This is a genomic window from Dickeya ananatis, from assembly GCF_019464615.1.
Taxonomy (GTDB): Bacteria; Pseudomonadota; Gammaproteobacteria; order Enterobacterales; family Enterobacteriaceae; genus Dickeya; species Dickeya oryzae.
Genome location: NZ_CP040816.1, coordinates 909866 through 926901, shown reverse-complemented (window position 1 = coordinate 926901; position 17036 = coordinate 909866). Strand labels below are relative to the sequence as shown.

15 protein-coding genes are annotated in these 17036 nt (G+C 55.3%); 7 read left to right on the top strand and 8 right to left on the bottom strand.

What is annotated here, in order from left to right:
- Positions 1-497 precede the first annotated feature (497 nt).
- The 3 genes from FGI04_RS04050 (at position 498) to FGI04_RS04040 (ending at position 4336) form a co-directional block, all read left to right on the top strand.
- Entirely contained in the window at positions 498-1814 is a 1317-nt protein-coding gene (locus FGI04_RS04050) for a PTS transporter subunit IIC (protein ID WP_038925280.1), read from the top strand.
- Between the two features lie 192 nt (positions 1815-2006).
- Positions 2007-3620 (top strand): ATP-binding protein, encoded by a 1614-nt coding sequence (locus tag FGI04_RS04045; protein WP_342700282.1) that lies wholly within the window; start codon positions 2007-2009, stop codon positions 3618-3620.
- Between the two features lie 23 nt (positions 3621-3643).
- On the top strand, positions 3644-4336 hold the full coding sequence (locus FGI04_RS04040; RefSeq protein WP_016943370.1) for a response regulator: 693 nt from the start codon (positions 3644-3646) through the stop codon (positions 4334-4336).
- 27 nt (positions 4337-4363) lie between these two features.
- Here FGI04_RS04040 and FGI04_RS04035 read toward each other — a convergent pair whose 3' ends face one another.
- The 7 genes from FGI04_RS04035 to FGI04_RS04005 all read right to left on the bottom strand — a co-directional run bounded on the left by FGI04_RS04035 (position 4364) and on the right by FGI04_RS04005 (position 11252).
- Complete coding sequence (locus FGI04_RS04035) at positions 4364-5908, bottom strand: HAL/PAL/TAL family ammonia-lyase (protein ID WP_407336302.1); 1545 nt, start codon at positions 5906-5908, stop codon at positions 4364-4366.
- 10 nt (positions 5909-5918) lie between these two features.
- Positions 5919-6701 (bottom strand): ABC transporter ATP-binding protein, encoded by a 783-nt coding sequence (locus FGI04_RS04030; protein WP_407273804.1) that lies wholly within the window; start codon positions 6699-6701, stop codon positions 5919-5921.
- Entirely contained in the window at positions 6694-7410 is a 717-nt protein-coding gene (locus FGI04_RS04025) for an ABC transporter permease (RefSeq protein WP_407273805.1), read from the bottom strand. The genes FGI04_RS04030 and FGI04_RS04025 overlap by 8 nt, the downstream gene beginning before the upstream one ends.
- Positions 7407-8129, bottom strand: coding sequence for an ABC transporter permease (locus tag FGI04_RS04020; RefSeq protein WP_038905155.1), 723 nt, complete (start codon positions 8127-8129; stop codon positions 7407-7409). The genes FGI04_RS04025 and FGI04_RS04020 overlap by 4 nt, the downstream gene beginning before the upstream one ends.
- Before the next feature lie 16 nt (positions 8130-8145).
- The gene (locus FGI04_RS04015; protein WP_407336301.1) at positions 8146-9003 is read right to left on the bottom strand and encodes a transporter substrate-binding domain-containing protein; all 858 of its coding nucleotides are present in this window, start codon (positions 9001-9003) and stop codon (positions 8146-8148) included.
- A gap of 336 nt (positions 9004-9339) precedes the next feature.
- Positions 9340-9888 carry a HutD/Ves family protein gene (locus FGI04_RS04010; protein ID WP_407336300.1) on the bottom strand — a complete coding sequence of 183 codons (549 nt, stop codon included), beginning with the start codon at positions 9886-9888 and terminating at the stop codon, positions 9340-9342.
- Complete coding sequence (locus FGI04_RS04005; RefSeq protein WP_342700276.1) at positions 9888-11252, bottom strand: formimidoylglutamate deiminase; 1365 nt, start codon at positions 11250-11252, stop codon at positions 9888-9890. Before FGI04_RS04005 ends, FGI04_RS04010 begins: the two co-directional genes overlap by 1 nt.
- A 230-nt stretch (positions 11253-11482) precedes the next feature.
- On the opposite strand from FGI04_RS04005, the gene hutI reads away from it, so the two are divergent.
- Both hutI and hutG read left to right on the top strand, forming a co-directional pair.
- Entirely contained in the window at positions 11483-12697 is a 1215-nt protein-coding gene (gene hutI / locus FGI04_RS04000) for an imidazolonepropionase (RefSeq protein WP_342700275.1), read from the top strand.
- Complete coding sequence (gene hutG, locus FGI04_RS03995; protein ID WP_342700274.1) at positions 12694-13494, top strand: N-formylglutamate deformylase; 801 nt, start codon at positions 12694-12696, stop codon at positions 13492-13494. The genes hutI and hutG overlap by 4 nt, the downstream gene beginning before the upstream one ends.
- A gap of 11 nt (positions 13495-13505) precedes the next feature.
- On the opposite strand, the gene FGI04_RS03990 is transcribed toward hutG, so the two are convergent.
- Entirely contained in the window at positions 13506-15458 is a 1953-nt protein-coding gene (locus FGI04_RS03990) for a methyl-accepting chemotaxis protein (protein ID WP_407321634.1), read from the bottom strand.
- A gap of 427 nt (positions 15459-15885) precedes the next feature.
- Here FGI04_RS03990 and folD point away from each other — a divergent pair, with 427 nt between their 5' ends.
- Together folD and ybcJ are read left to right on the top strand one after the other, a co-directional pair.
- Positions 15886-16755: a bifunctional methylenetetrahydrofolate dehydrogenase/methenyltetrahydrofolate cyclohydrolase FolD gene (folD, locus tag FGI04_RS03985; RefSeq protein WP_020477073.1), complete on the top strand. Its 870-nt coding sequence runs from the start codon at positions 15886-15888 to the stop codon at positions 16753-16755.
- Positions 16756-16760: 5 nt separating this feature from the next.
- Positions 16761-16973, top strand: coding sequence for a ribosome-associated protein YbcJ (gene ybcJ / locus FGI04_RS03980; RefSeq protein WP_016943363.1), 213 nt, complete (start codon positions 16761-16763; stop codon positions 16971-16973).
- The last annotated feature ends 63 nt before the right edge of the window (positions 16974-17036 follow it).

Here is a 17036-nt window from a genome sequence, read left to right as displayed (position 1 = left end):
CGGTCTCGTTGCATCACAAGGGGAGACAAGTTCCACATCAATACCGAAACCACCTGCTTTTATTCTGTGTTGCTCTTTTTATGTGCTATCTGTGACGATAAGGCGTACGTGACCAGGTTTTATTCATCATCCGATCACCCTACGATATACCCGCCAGCACAATTCACTTATTTCAATAAAAAACACTCAGTATTTTTACAAAAATTAAAAGATAATGCAGCCTGAATATGTAATAGCACTAAAACACATCAATTAATTCATCACCACACTTAACATTCGCAAAGATATTCATTAACATAAAGCGGATAAACCGTAACGCTTAATTCGTTGCCGACGGTAAAGAAACAAAAAAACAAAATCAACCAAATAATAATTAAGCGCATAAAAATCATTTAATGCTTTAAATTTATCCACCAATGTGACCGCAGATCAACTTTCACCGATATGAACACCGTTATTTTACCCTGAGTAGAAATTTATTAATAAAGGGGAATACCGTGCTTCAATTTCTGATTGAATTACTCAAAGACGCCGCCATATTGGTGAGTCTTTTCACCATGTTGGGAAATATTATTCAAAAGAAAAACATCAATGACATCATTACGTCAACAGTGAGAACCTATCTGGGTTTCATCATTCTGTTCGCCAGCGCAGACCTGCTTATCTCGCCGGCATTGAGTAACTTTTCAAAAATTTTCCTGACCGCTTTTCACGTCCAGGGTATCGTGCCCAACAATGAAGTGGTGATTGTTGTCGCGATGGAAAAACTCGGCAAGCTTTACTCTTCCGCTATTGCTGCCGGGCTTATCGGTGCCATGTTTTTCAATATTGTACTGGCTAAAATCACACCGCTGAAATATATCGTCCTCTCCGGGCATCATGTGTTCTTCATGGTCAGTTGTTTGACCATCATCGCCATGCTGCACGGCATCTCCGTTTCCAGCTCGGCGATATTGGCGACGCTTATTACCGGAGTGTGGTGTGTTATTTCTCCCGCCTTGCTGGTGCGCTATTGTCGACAAATTGAAAACTGTGATGCGTTGCGACAGTCCGGTGATTTCTCTATCGGTCAATTTGGTTCCACCAGTTATATGCTGGCTGGTTGGTTAGGCGAAAAATTCGGCAATAAAGAAGTCGACGCCGAGAAACTGGCTATTCCGACCAGTATCGGCTTCTTAAAAGATAAGCAGGTTTCAACCTTCTTTGTTATGTTGCTGTTTTTTGTTATCTCCTCACTGGTTGCCGGTGCTGAACACGTACAGCTCATCGCTGATGCCAGCCATAAAGATCACAGCCACACCAATATCTTTCTGTTTTTGCTCAAACAAGCTGGGTTATTTTCAGCCGGGGTTTATATGCTGACCCGCGGTGTACATATGTTTATCGAAGAACTGATTCCGGCGTTTAAAGGTATCAGCGATAAAATCATTAAGAAATCCATTCCGGCGATTGAAATTTATTCACTGTTTCCTTATTCCAACAACGCTGTTTTCATCGGTTTTATCTGCTGCACCATCAGTGGCTTCCTGACCATGATTTTGTTGCCGGTATTCGGTTACCCGGCCATGGTTCCCAGCTTGTTGTTTACCTTTGCCAGTGGCGGCGGCGCAGGCATTATCGGTAATGCCACCGGTGGTATCCGTGGCGCGGTCATCGGTGCAGTGGCTTGCGGCATCATCTCTATTGCCGGTTCGGCGTTTATTTTCCAGCCGATCCACGATGCGGGTGTCGATGCACCGACCACCTACTCAACCACCGATTTCACGTTACTGGGCCTTTCGCTGCATAGCGTGTTGTCATTGTTGAATCGCTAAAACGTTACCGCGACCCGCGTTATCACCAGAAACATTGATGCGGCCTGAGGCAATCAGGCCGCTTGTCTGTTTAAATAGCCCTACTCGCTCCTGTTTCCCGTGGCTCTCAAGCAATCAGATAGCTTACCCAGACGGCACGACAGGATGCGGCGGTCGTTATCTTTTGTACAACCATCACTGACGGAATACACCATGTCAGAGGCCATCACCCGCAGCGGCGAGCCAAGCAGCTCTTATAAGTATCAGATAATACTTTATTATTTCATCACATCGCTGGCCGTGGTGGTGGTGACCGGCTGCGCGGTTTTTCTCGTTATCAGTCATCTGCTGTATAACGACGTAGCGGATAAATCCAAGAATCTGGCGCTTATCCTCTCGCAGGACACGGCTCTCAAGCAGGCGGTCCAGCATCGGGATCTGGCGATGTTGCGTAATCTTATCGATCAACGCTACGCGCGCAGTGATGCCGATTTCATTGTCATCAGCGACCCGGATAACATCCGCCTCTACCATCCGGATCCGGCGCAGGTGAACCGGGTCATCAACGATAGCGGTAATATTGAACTGCTGCGCACCGGAAAAAGCTACACGGTCAACAATACCGGTTATTCCGGTGCCTCGGTCAAAACCCGCGCCCCTTTGCTGCTTGATGGTAAATTCATCGGCTATGTCTCGGTTGGGTATACGGAAGCGCACCGCCAGATCCTGCTGGAGGACTATTTCTCGCCATTCCTCGGCTTGCTGGTTGCCGTCTTTATCCTGATTTTACTCGGCGGTGTCTTTTCCTACCGTCTGCTGAAAAAGCAGATGTCCGGCCTGACGCCGGAGATGATCAATTATAGATACCAGGTACGCCGGGCCATTCTGCACGCCATTTACGATGGCGTGATCGCCGTCAGCCCGGAAGGTCGCATCATCGCCATCAATAACGCGGCCAAAAAGATGCTCGCTATCGACCATCCCAACAGCCCACTGACCGGACACGCCATTACCGATTATGTCGTTCCAGCTGATTTCTTTTTATCCAGCGAACGTCAGGAATGCCATGATGTAGACGTCACCTTCAACGGCTCGACGTTTATCGCCAACCGCGCCATCATCCTCAACCAGCAGGATGAGTTTGCCGGTTTTGTCATTAGCCTGAGGGAAAGAACGAACGAGACGTTGATGACCAAACAGGTCAATCACATCAAACATGAAAGCGAAGAGCTGCGGGTTATCAGCCACGAATTCAAAAACCGGCTGGCGGTTATCTACGGCCTGCTCCAGTTAGGAGAATATGAGCGAGTCAGCCAGTATGTTGCGCAGGAAAACGCCCAGCAACAGCAGCTTTATGACGCCATCATCCAGTCTTTCCACTGCCCCTGTGTTGCCGGGTTGATACTCGGTAAACTCGGGCGGGCGAACGAACTGGGCATCGACCTGCAGATTGACCCGCTCTCTTGTTACACTGGAACGGATGCACCACTGAGCGCCGAGGAAATGGCCTGTATCATCGGCAACCTGTTGGATAACGCGCTGGAAGCCACGGTGAAAATGCCCGCCCATGCGCAATCGATCGAACTTTATCTCAATGACAGCAGTGATGAAATCGTCTTATCGGTGCAGGATAACGGCCCAGGGCTCGGTCAGGTGGCAATAGAAGAGCTATTTATGAAAGGCACGACCAGCAAATCAGGACGCCATCATGGTGTCGGTTTGTATCTGGTGCAGTCGCTGGTACAAAAGGCACAGGGCGTTTGTCTGGTTGATACAGACGGCGATAACGACGGCGCAGTATTTTCCGTTTATATACCCAAAGTTTAACCGATAGTTAGAAGATTAACGCTATGGCAAATACGATCAGCGTCTTTTTGGTTGAGGACAATCACGACATGGCTTTCTTTATTGAAAGCTTCATCAGGAAACACCCTGAATTCCTGCTATTAGGCAGCGCAGACACGCTGGCAGATGCCCGAATAGCCATCGCCGCCCAAAAACCCGACCTCGTGATGCTGGATAACTACCTGCCCGATGGCACCGGCATCGACATGATGAAGCATCTGCGTGCCACCCAACCGGAGGTCGACGTCATTTTTATTACCGCGGCCAACGACATTGAGACGATCAAAGCGGCAATACGGCACGGTGCCAGTGATTATCTGGTCAAACCGTTCATACTGGAGCGGCTGGAAGAGGCGCTGAAAAACTACCTGATGTTCAACAGAAAAGTCGCCCAGAAATCGCACCTGCAACAAGACGAGATAGACCGGGTCATACGTCAGAGCATTCCACATCATGTGCCTGCCGGGTTTACCTACCCAAAAGGTATCGACGAGTTGACGCTTAATCAGGTACGGGCGGCGTTTTCCGGCGAGCACACGCAGCACACCGCCGACAGCCTGAGCGATATGATTGGCATCAGTAAGTCTACCGCCCGGCGTTATCTGGAATACTGCAAAAACATTAAATTGCTGGAAGCCCACATTCAGCACGGCACCGTCGGGCGGCCTCAACGTTTTTACCGACTGGCGTTCAATTAACGACCGAACCCCGGTTACGGTTCGCCGTTATCCACGTGTTTCTGAAACGTCCTGCCTGTTCGGGTAGGGCAATTCATCCCAGTCAGGCTCCTGATGCCGTAACACGGCTACCGCACGGGCGATATCCGGTGCCAGCCAGCGATCCTCCTGCCAGACCCCAACCTGTTGGCGCAGCAACTGCCAGGCCCGTTGTGTTCCCACACCGGCGTTATCCGGGCCGAGAAAATCCAACGCCTGTGCCGCCAGCAGGTATTCAATAGCCAGCACATGCCAGACGTTTTCCGTCAGTTTCAGCAATTTGAGCGCCGCCGGGGTGCCCATACTCAGGTGGTCTTCCTGCAAGCCAGAAGTGACAAAGTTATCGACCACCGCAGGCTGGGCTAATAAGCGGTTCTCACCACAGAGTGAGGCGGCCACATATTGGGCGATCATCATGCCGGAATTCACCCCCGGCTGGGCGACCAAAAAGGGAGGTAACCCGCTCACCAACGGGTTGATCAGCCGGTCCAGTCGACGTTCCGCCACGCCGGCCAGTTCGCATAACGCCAGCGCCAGACTGTCTGCCGCCAGTGCCACCGCTTCGCCATGTGGGTTTGCCTGCGATACCACCCGCCACTGTTCCGGCGTACCCAGCACCAGCGGATTATCGGTGGCGGCATTGAGTTCCATCTCGATGCGTTGCGCCGATGATGCAAACTGATCACGGCAGGCACCATGAATTTGCGGAATGGATCGCAGGCTCAACGCATCCTGCGTCCGGATGCCTTCGCTCTGGGCAATAATCCGGCTCCCTGCTAACAGGGCGCGCAGGCGCTGCCCAACCCGTTGGATGCCTGCACTCGGTTTCAATGCCAGCACTTCGGGGTCAAATGCCACGATCTGCCCACGCAACGCCTCAAAGCTCATCGCACCGGTCACATCCGCCCAGTCCAGTTGACGCGCCGCATCATCCAACGCCAGACAAGCCAGCCCGGTCATACACGGCGTGCCGTTGACCAGCGACAGCCCGTCTTTCGCGCCCAGCGTCACGGGTGCCACACCAATACGTTGCAATACCTGCGATGCTGGCAATACCTGACCTTGCCATTCCACCTCGCCGACGCCAATTAACGCCAGCCCGATATGTGCCATGTGGGTGAGATAACCCACCGAGCCTTGCGATGGCACGCAGGGTGTGACGCCCTGATTGAGCAGCGTCAGCAGCGCCCGCACGATATCCGGCTGAATGCCCGACTTGCCGTGGCTGTAATTGGCTATCGCCGCACACAGAATGGCGCGAGTCTGCTCGACAGGCAGCCGCGGCCCTACGCCACAGGCGTGACTGAGCAAGGTATTGCGCGACAGTCGCGCCAGATCCGCCACCGGTAAGGTGACGTTACATAACGCGCCCAGACCGGTATTCACGCCATAGGCCAGCGTTTCGCTGTCTACAATCTGTTCGACGATGCGCCGTGACTGGTTCATGCGGTGCCAGGCCGCCTCACTCAGGCTAAGCTGTGCGCCATGACGCGCCACCTGCACCAGTTCACGCCATGTTAGTGGTGCATCGCCCCAACGAATCTCGGTAACCATAGTGTTCCCCTTACACGGTCTGGTGGCTGGCGATAAATTGCTGAAAACGCGCCGAACTTTCGCCGCCGAACATGGCTTCTGGCGCGCCTTCACAGTCAATCCGCCCCTGATGCATGAACACCACCCGGCTGGAGACATGGCGGGCAAACCCCATTTCGTGGGTCACCACCAGCATGGTGCGCCCCTCTTCGGCCAGCCCGCGCATCACTTTCAGCACGTCGCCAACCAGTTCTGGATCCAATGCCGAGGTCGGTTCATCAAACAGCATCACCTCCGGCTCCATCGACAACGCCCTGGCAATTGCCACCCGCTGCTGCTGACCTCCGGACAGTTGTACCGGGTAAAAATGCCGCCGCTCATACAGCCCGACCTTCGCCAGTAACGCCTCAGCCTGTTCGACACAGTCGGCGCGCGAGCGCCTGAGAATATGCAATGGCCCTTCAATGACGTTTTGCAGCACCGTCATATGGCTCCACAAATTGAAATTCTGGAACACCATCCCCAATCGGGTACGCAGCCGCTCCACCTGACGCCTGTCAGCCGCGACCTGATGGCCGAGTTTGTGGCGTTTCATCAAGATCATTTCACCGCTGACCGCGACCGTGCCATCATCTGGCGTTTCCAACAGGTTGATGCAGCGCAAAAAGGTACTCTTGCCCGAGCCACTGGCACCCAACAGCGAGATCACCTCGCCTTTGCGCGCATCCAACGAGATACCTTTGAGCACCTCAAGCGCACCGAATGACTTGCGGATATCGATCATCGATAAGGTGATGGGGGCGGTTTTATACATGATCTCTCCCAAAAGACGTCGGTACCGCGGCCAGATTTGGCGACAACGCGCGTTCCAGCCAGGCAAACACCCTGACAATAATGAAGTTCAGCAGCAGGTAAATCAGCGCCGCGCAGACAAACACCTCCAGCGTGCGATACGTGCGCTGGATTATCTGTTGTGCGACACCGGTGATATCCCACACCGTGACCAGACTGGCCAGTGCGGTGGACTTGATCAGCAAGATCGCCTCGGTTGACCAGGCGGGCAACGCGTGACGCAACGCCACCGGCGCGATAATGCGGCGCAACAGTAGCCAGCGCGACATGCCGCATGCCAGCCCGGCCTCAATCTGCCCCGCGGGAACAGACAACAGCGCACCACGCAAAATTTCTGCGGTATAACCGGCGGTGCACAGCGCTAACGCCATCACGGCGCAACTGAATGGGTCGCGCAGTACTGGCCAGAACAGGCTGTCACGCACCACGCTGAATTGCCCCAAGCCGTAATAGACCAGAAATAGCTGGATCAGCAGCGGCGTCCCGCGAAAAATCAACATATACAGACGAGCAAACCCACTCAGCGGCCAGATAGCGCTCACCCGCATCGCCACCAGCAACACCGAAAGCGCGGCCCCCACCACAAATGAGGAAAAAAACAGCCCCAGCGTCACTGGCAACGCCGAGAGTAACCGCAGGAATGTTTGAGTCAGAAAAGCAATATCAATCATGACGGCTCCTGCATCGCTTTACGCCGATAAGGCTGAGACAAGATCCGCTCCAGGCGGGCAAACGCCGCATTGGAAAACACAGTCAGGATCAGGTAGAGAGCCGCACCGGCGAGGTAGAACAGAAAATAGTCGCGGGTCGAACCGGCGGCCATCTGGCTGGCGCGCATCAGCTCGATAATGCCGGTGACCGACACCAGCGCTGAATCCTTCAGGCTCATTTGCCAAACATTGGACAAACCCGGCAGGGCAAAGCGCATCACCTGCGGCAGCAGGATCCGCCATCCGATGCGCCAACGCGACATCCCCATCGCGCTGGCCGCTTCAAGTTCGCCGCTACTCACGGCCAGACGTGCCGCGCGGTACACCTCGCCCTGATACGATGCGGAAATCAACCCAATCGCCAACGCGCCAATCAGGAAAGGCGGCAGTTCGATAAATCCCTCGGCACCGAACCAGCGCCCAATCTGCGTCAACACGCCGGAACCACCAAAATAAAACAGGTAGATGATCAGCAGTTCCGGAATGCCACGAAACACGATGGAATACGTCTCCCCGGCCACGCGCCAGAATCGGCGCGTGGACAGTTTGGCCGCCGCGACCGCAGCACCGACCAATGCGCCGATCAGCAGCGCTGCCATCGTAAGGAACAAGGTGGTCAGCGCGGCCATCGCCAGCAGTCCGCCCCACCCCTGATCGCTGAAATCTAACAGGGCCAGCATACCGTTTCCTTAAGTCTTAGGGGGTGACGTCCGTTTTGAACCACTTCTCACTGAGCGTTTTTACCGTGCCGTCCGCCAGCGCGGCTTTAATAGCGGCATCAAATTTGGCCTTCAGCTCCGGGTCGCTTTTTCGAAAACCCAACGCTTCGCCCTCTCCCCAGATAGGCCCAGCCAGTTGCGGACCGCCTAACGTCAGGTTGCTGTTTTCCGGCTTGCTGAGGATGGAATTAGCGAAGGTAACATCGTCGAACACGGCATCAATGCGCCCTGCCTGCAAATCCAGAATGGCATCAGCGGACGCCGTGTATTCACGCACGGTGGCGACATCCCGAAAGTAGGTGTCGATAAAAGGCGTATAGACCGTGCCGGAAGCAATGCCGATGGTTTTGCCCTGTAGCGCACTGCGCAAACCCGCTATCGCCGGTTTAATCTGCTCAGGATCATTTGTCAGCTTAATCATTGCTTTATCGGCTTCGACAGGCAGCACCAGCTTACCTTTGACGGTAATAAAACTGGCTGGGGTGGACGCATAAGGAACAGAAAAATCCACCACCTGCTTGCGCTCTGGGGTAATCACGATGGCGTCCATCATCACATCGAACTTGCCAGCCTGCAGACCAGCCATCATGCCGTCCCAGTTTTGTACCACCAGCTTGCACTGGATGTTCATCCGCTGGCACAGGATAGTCATCAACTCTGGTTCAAATCCGCCCAACTTGCCGCCGGGCAAGGTCAGGTTCCAGGGTTCATAACTGCCTTCCGTTGCGATAGTGACCGATTTCCACTCTTTGGCCTGCGCACCTGCGCAAAAGACAGCCGACACGCTGACTACACATAAGGCAATCACAGACTGAACCAGCTTGCTCTTTTTCATGTCTTCCCCCTGGTGTTTACGCTTCAAAGTAATTACATGTATATACAACACCAGATAAGCAGCAAGATTCGGGCCATGATTTCAGTCGATGAGGAAATCCGGGTAGATAAATTCAGGCAACCCCGCCCGGCGGCGGTGAACAGGAAGCAGCAACACATCGAGGAAACACGGTTGCAGGTGGCACCGCGGATTTACAGATGCCACCGCACTATTATAGGTTGCGCCGCACAATTATAGGTTGCACCACACTATTGCAGCTTGCACCGCGCTATTACGGGTTGCACCGCACAATGACGGTGCCCAATGATTGTGCATCAGGATGATGCACAGAGCAGGTTATCGTGCGTGGATTGTGGCAAGAAGTAAGACTGCATTGTCATCATCGGGCATCCAGCCTGCCCCTGAAGACCGCCACCATGCCCCCTCCCCGGCAGCCAGGCGGTGTGTGTTCGCACACCAGTGGCCTGCCAGTACATAGGCGATGCCGTCGGTATCTGGCGTTTGCACCGCCGTCCCCCTGACGACCGAAACGTCTGCCCGGTAACCACACCTCTCCGCCATAATATTGAAGTCCAGACTGACGCCGCCGCACAGCCGCGCGGTGATAGCCTGTTCACCGGTAAAGGCAAATGGCTGATGCAACGTCAACCGGTGTTGCCAGCCTTCACCACACAGCATTACGCCCTCCCCGGACAACAGGGTGATCACCCGATCGACACCGGGAAAACGGGAAAAATCACCGTCTTTCTCGATGGTGGCGATACTGGCACGCCAGGCAAAATCCCCATCGGGCTGATCAGAGGCTATCCGGCAAATCTCGCGGGTTTCACCACCGCCGTTTTTCCAGCGGCTGACTGCTAGCCTATCCAGACTGAACCTGTTCATCACAGCACCGCCTGCAATGTTTTCATGACGTCGATAAACCGGGCGTCGGCTTCGTCGTCCAGCGCATGCCGTCCGTCGTTGATAACCGATTTACCCGCCACCCACACCTCCTGGATCTGCTGACTCCCGCCAGCAAACAGCCAGCGGTTGAGCACGCTGTCGTCGGCCACCGCACTGAGCAAAGCGTCGTCACGCAACACCAGCCAGTCGGCGCGCCAGCCTTCGCTTAATTCGCCGACCGGCACCCGGCAAGCCTGAGCACCGCCCTGCAATGCCTGAGCGTATAACAGGCTGCCGACCGCCGGTTGCTGCACGGTCACCACCCGGTTACGACGGCGATCACGCAGCCGCTGCCCGTATTCCAGCCAGCGTAGCTCTTCCACCACATTCAACGACACATGGCTATCAGAACCGATGCCCCAGCGCCCTCCCGCCGCCACATAGCGGTCAAGCGGGAAAATACCGTCGCCGAGATTGGCTTCGGTGGTGGGGCACAGCCCTGCCACTGCCAGGCTGTCGGCCAGTCGACTCAGTTCCCAGTCATCCAAATGGGTGGCATGCACCAGACACCAGCGGGCATCGACCGCAAACCGATTAAACAACCACTGTACCGGGCGTTCTCCGCTCCAGTTCAGGCAATCCTCCACTTCTTTTTGCTGCTCGGCGATATGGATATGTACCGGCAGGCTACTGTCGGTGGCCTCCAGCACATCCTCCATCTGATTCTGACTGACCGCCCGCAACGAATGAAAACACAACCCGTGATTGAGCAACGGATAAGGCTGAACCAACGAGGACAGCGTTTCCTGCTGGCGCAGGTAATGGTCCACATCCTGAATAAAACGCGCCTGCCCCGGTTGCGGCAGCTGTGCGCCGAAACCACTGTAGCTGTAGAGCACCGGCAACATGGTTTGACCGATGCCGACCTGCTGCGCCGCCGCCAGCAGATGACGCAACATGTCATGCTGGCGGTAGGGTTTACCATGCGGGTCGTGATGCAAATAATGAAACTCCGCCACCTGACTGTAGCCACCCTTGAGCATATCGATATACAACCGGGTAGCAATCGCGCCCACCTGTTCCGGCGTCAGGTGCGACACCATGCGATACATCAGGTCGCGCCAGGTCCAGAAACTGTCCTGCGGATGACCCGCCACTTCCGCCAGCCCGGCCATCGCACGTTGAAAAGCATGTGAATGCAGGTTAACCATCGTCGGCAGCACGATGCCGCTTAACCGCTGCGCACCTTCTGGCTCCGCCTGCGGCGTAACGGATTGCAGATACCCTTGTTCATCCACTTCCAGACGCACATGGCGCGCCATTCCCTGTGGCAGTAACGCACGTTCGGCAAAATAAACGGACATAGCAAGATCCTGTCGGTGATGGTCATCAATAACATTGTATAGACATATCTATACACCAAAGTTTGCGACATGGGATATAAGGCTTTTTTATTCCGCCATCAATGCGGGTCTACTACCGGTACTGTGACGGAGAAAGTGAATAAGAAATTCCTATTCCGTCACAGCTTGCTGAAATGCTGTGGTGGCGTATAACTTGTCTATACAAGATTATAACAGCAAGGGAATACACGATGACGATACCGTGCGACAGCCTGTGGCTGGGTGCTGATCTGGTCACCCTGCGGGGCGGCCGCTATCACGTGATTGAGGATGGAGCGCTGGCCGTCACCGCCGGGCGTATTGTCTGGCTGGGTGCGCGGCACGCATTGCCCGATTTCGCGCCGTCGCAGGTCACCGATTTCGGTGGCGGCATCATTACACCCGGTTTGATCGATTGCCATACCCATCTGGTGTTTGGCGGTGATCGCAGCGGTGAATTCGAACAACGCCTCAATGGCGTCAGCTATGCCGATATCGCCGCTGCCGGCGGAGGCATCCTTTCTACCGTCAATGCCACCCGCGAGGCGAGCCACGATAGTCTGCTCACCTCGGCACTGGCGCGTTTAAGGCCCTTACTGGCCGAAGGGGTGACGACGATTGAGATCAAATCCGGTTATGGGTTAGCGCTGGACAGTGAGCTGAAAATGCTGCGGGTGATCCGTGAACTGGGGCGACAACAGCCGGTGCAGGTTGTATCCACCTGTCTGGCCGCCCATGCTATTCCACCCGAATACCGGCAGCAGCCGGAGGCGTGGCTCGATCTGGTCTGCCAGGAGCTGCTGCCCACAGTCGTCAACGAAGGGCTGGCCGATGCCGTTGATGCTTTCTGCGAACACCTGGCGTTCAGCCCGGCGCAGGTCGAACGCGTGTTTCAGGCCGCACAGGCGCTTCACCTGCCGGTGAAACTGCACGCCGAGCAACTGTCATCGTTGCACGGCAGTGCGTTAGCCGCTCGCTTTCAGGCGCTGTCCGCCGATCATCTGGAATACGCCACCGAACAGGATGTCGCGGCGATGGCCGCCGCGGGCACGACCGCGGTGCTGTTACCCGGTGCCTATTACCTGCTGCGCGAAACACAATGCCCACCGATCGAACTGTTTCGCCGCTACGGTGTACCGATGGCTGTCGCCAGCGACTGCAACCCTGGCACCTCGCCCGCGTTATCACTGCGGCTGATGCTCAACATGGCCTGTACCTTGTTCCGATTAACACCGGAAGAGGCACTGGCTGGCGTCACCTTACACGCGGCACGCGCACTGGGGCTGGAACAAAGTCACGGCTCGCTGGAACCCGGTAAAGTGGCCGATTTTGTCCACTGGCCGCTGGCACGCCCGGCAGAACTGGTTTACTGGTTGGGCGGTCAACTGCCCTGTACGACGATTTTTCGAGGAGAACACCGTCCATGACGCCATTTACCTTGACTGAGGGTGACAGCCCACTGTTGCTCAGCATCCCCCACGCGGGTACCGATCTTACGCCGGAAGTAGCGGACCGGCTTACGCCCGCCGCTCGCCCGCTATCAGATACCGACTGGCATATTCCGCAGTTGTACGATTTTGCCCACGGGCTCGGTGCCAGCGTACTGGCGGCTAACTACTCACGTTTTGTTATCGACCTGAACCGCCCGGCCGACGACCAGCCACTGTATACCACCGCCACCACCGGCCTGTTCCCCGATATTTTGTTCGATGGCACGCCAGCATTTGCTGCCGGTAATGCGCCGTCTGATACCGATCGTGCCCGTTATCTGCGTGATATCTGGCATCCTTATCACCAGCAGATCCAACAGCAGCTGGCGCGCATTAAACTGCGCCACGGTTACGCGTTGCTGTTCGATGCGCATTCCATTGCGTCGCGTATTCCACGCTTGTTTGACGGACAATTGCCAGACCTGAACCTGGGTACCAACGGCGGCCTGAGCTGCGCGCCGGCTATCGAGTCAGCGTTGCTGGAGACCTGCCACTCACAACAGCACTGGAGCTGGGTCATGAATGGTCGTTTCCGTGGCGGCTACATCACCCGGGCTTACGGCCAGCCAGCACAGCACCAACACGCAATGCAACTGGAACTGGCTCAGTGTAACTACATGAGTGAACAGGCACCTTTCGCCTGGCAATCGGACAAGGCACAGGCATTACAGCCGATGCTGGAGCGCATCGTTCGCACCTTCATGGACGCGGCGGCCAGACAGTATCATCGCTGACAGCCGGTGTATTAACGAGGCAGGCCGATTCTTGTGCTGGCGATAGCATGGTCGTTATCAGCAACGACAAACCGATCGACCGTTTCTTTCATGTCACTGGCCTGCCTGTCGAGCAACTGGCTGGCCGTGGCCGCTTCCGATACCAGCGCCGCATTCTGCTGGGTCACTTGTTCCAGTTGATTCAGTGCCAGATGCACCTGATCCACACCCAGCGACTGCTCCCGCGCCGCCGTGGCGATATCGCTGACAAAATCACGCACCTGAGACGTACTCGCCATGATCTGTTTCATGGTCTCACTGCTGCGAGCAACCAGCGTCACACCGGCATGAACCTGCTCAATGCTGGCTGAGATCAAATCCCGGATACGTTGCGACTCACCCGCACTACGCTGGGCCAGATTGCGCACCTCCGTCGCTACCACAGCAAATCCGCGCCCTTGCTCACCCGCTCTGGCCGCCTCTACCGACGCGTTCAGCGCCAGCAAGTTGGTCTGAAACGCGATAGCGTCAATGGCGGCTGTGATTTGCGACATCTGCTCACTGGACTGCCGGATTTGCGTCATCGCATCGCTGGCCTGCATCGTGACGAGATCAGCCGCGCTGATCTGCGCTTCCATCGTCTTCATCAACCCGGAAGCCTGATCGGCGTAATCCGCCGTCTGCTTCACCGCAATGGCTATCTGTTCCATGCTGCTGGCGGTTTCCACCAACGAGGCCGCCTGTTCGTCCGTTCGCTGCGCCAAATCCTGATTACCCCGCGCAATCTCGGTACTGGCGCGCTCCACCAGTTGTGCACCCTGCTTAATGGTGCTCACCACCATCTCGATGTTTTCCAACGACCGATTGTAGGACTGATTCAATTGCGACAGCTCATCTTTACCCGGCACAGCCAAACGACAGGTCAGATCGTTACCCATTTCATCAATGGTTTTCAGTGTGGAGGTCAACTGCTGGTACACGTTACGCGCCACCAGCACCGCCAGTAATAGCGCCAACACCACCGCTGCCACCGCACCGCCAAGATAACCATAGCCGCTTATCCGTGCCTGAGATTCCAGCCGGTTCGCCCAGTTCAGCAATTCAGCGGAAGCGGCGTCCTCCACCACTTTTAATCGATCGATACGTTGGGTTTGCTGGCTAAACCACTCGTTAGCATCAATACCGAATCCACCGGTGGCGGCTTTAGCAAAGGCGGTATCACGCATTTTCAGCGCGGTTTGCGCTGCTGCGTCGCTTAGCGACCCCTGCAATTGCCGCCTGAGTGCGGGTTCAGCGAACTGATTAAACGCATTGGTGTAAGCATTCTCCATACCGACTAACTGGCTGAAACGCTCGTATTGGCCCGGAGCAAAGTGATCCACTGCAAACACTTCGGACAACAACGCTCGCATGATGCCTGCCTGCTCTTTGATATTCAGCAGGTTGTAATACGCGGCGATCCGGCTAACCAGCCCACCTTCGGTAACCAGGTGGCTCATGTCACCGACCAATGCAATAAGGTCGCTGACGTTGGCGGTGTACCACCCGACAACTTGCGTGGTGGGGAGTGCGAAACCATCAACCTGGGAACGCAGTGAGGACAATGTTTGCAAGCGCTCCTGCAGGCGGCTTAGCCGCTGTGCAATATCACCAGCAGAGTCAGATAACACCAGCGCAGACCGGCTTTCCCACAACGCCGCCAGTGCTTTATCTGTTTCGCCTCGCTGCTCGCGTAACGGGTCGGCAAATTTCTGTCCTTTACTGCCAATGTAGCCTGAACTCATACCGCGTTCGCGTTGCAGGGCGTGTGCCGCATTGCCCGCTCGCTGCGCCAGTGTCAGTAACTGGGCAAACTGCACCATATCCTGCTCAGTATGACGCCGATCCAGTACGCCGTTAGTGGCGAACCACAACAGCGCAACCAGTAATGGCGTCAGCGCCATCGCAAACTTGTAACGGATAGACAGCGAGGATAAACGCAGCATAAATGGCCCTCAAAAAACACCAGAGATAATCAACCGACTGATACTCACTTCATTTACATTAAAGGGGAAGTGTTTGACAAAAAAACAAGAAAATCAGTAATACCGAGTTCTTATGATTCTATTCCCTGCCACACCGCATCGAAAAACCCAACAACAGTTTAAAGTGATTAACACATTTTGGCGTTCGGCAGGCTAACACAGGGTGGCAGCCCGTCACAGTGAGAAACGCCGCCACTACTCCCTCCTGGGATGAATAACTACCCCTTATGAGGTAGTCTCATGACTGATCTTGTTACCCTGCGGTAACAAGATGCAGAGATAAATACCGTGTTATCACAATTAATCGACACACAACGCCTGACAGTCTGCAGCGCTTCTGCCAAAATAGGCGCATTCCCCCGTAGTGAAAATGATGGATTTTCTGTACATGGTTGCAAAAATTATTGATGGTAAAACGATTGCGCAGCAGGTGAAGGACGAAGTTGCCGTGCGCGTGAAACAACGACTGGCTGAAGGTAAACGCGCACCGGGGTTGGCCGTCGTGCTGGTAGGCGATAACCCTGCCTCGCAGATTTACGTCGCCAGCAAGCGTAAAGTGTGTGAGGAAGTGGGCTTTGTTTCCCGCTCCTACGACTTGCCAGCCACCACCACCGAACCGGAACTGTTGGCGCTGATCGACGAACTGAATGCCGATACCGCCATTGATGGCATTCTGGTGCAGTTACCGTTACCGGCTGGCATTGACAACACCAAGGTGATTGAACGTATTGCCGCCGACAAAGATGTGGATGGCTTCCACCCGTATAACGTCGGCCGACTGTGCCAGCGCGCACCGTTGCTGCGCCCTTGTACACCACGCGGTATCGTCACGCTGCTGGAACGTTATGACATCAATATGTTCGGCCTGAACGCCGTGGTAGTCGGTGCGTCCAACATCGTCGGTCGTCCGATGAGCATGGAACTGCTGCTGGCGGGATGTACCACCACCGTCACCCACCGTTTCACCAAAGATTTACGTCATCATGTTGAACACGCTGATCTGCTGGTCGTCGCGGTGGGTAAACCGGGCTTTATTCCGGGCGAGTGGATCAAGCCGGGCGCTATCGTTATTGATGTCGGCATTAACCGACTGGAAAATGGCAAAGTCGTGGGCGATGTGAAGTATGATGAAGCCGCCGAGCGCGCTGCGTATATCACCCCGGTACCGGGTGGTGTCGGGCCGATGACCGTTGCCACGCTCATCCAGAACACCTTGCAGGCTTGCGAGGAATACCACGACACTCCGGCACAGGCATAACCCTCATGAACGTATTCCATCTGGATAAACACCCGCACGTAGAACTGTGCGATTTGCTGAAACTACAAGGCTGGAGCGAAAGCGGTGCCGCCGCCAAGCTGGCGATTGCTGCCGGTGAAGTGACCGTCGATGGTCAGACCGAAACCCGCAAACGCTGCAAAATCGTTGCCGGTCAGGTGGTTCAGTTTGGCAGAGAGTCGGTGACAGTGCAGGCCTAATCGCCCGTTTTCATGTTCACCAGAAACCGTAAAGGCCCGCAAATCGGGCCTTTACTTTAGCGA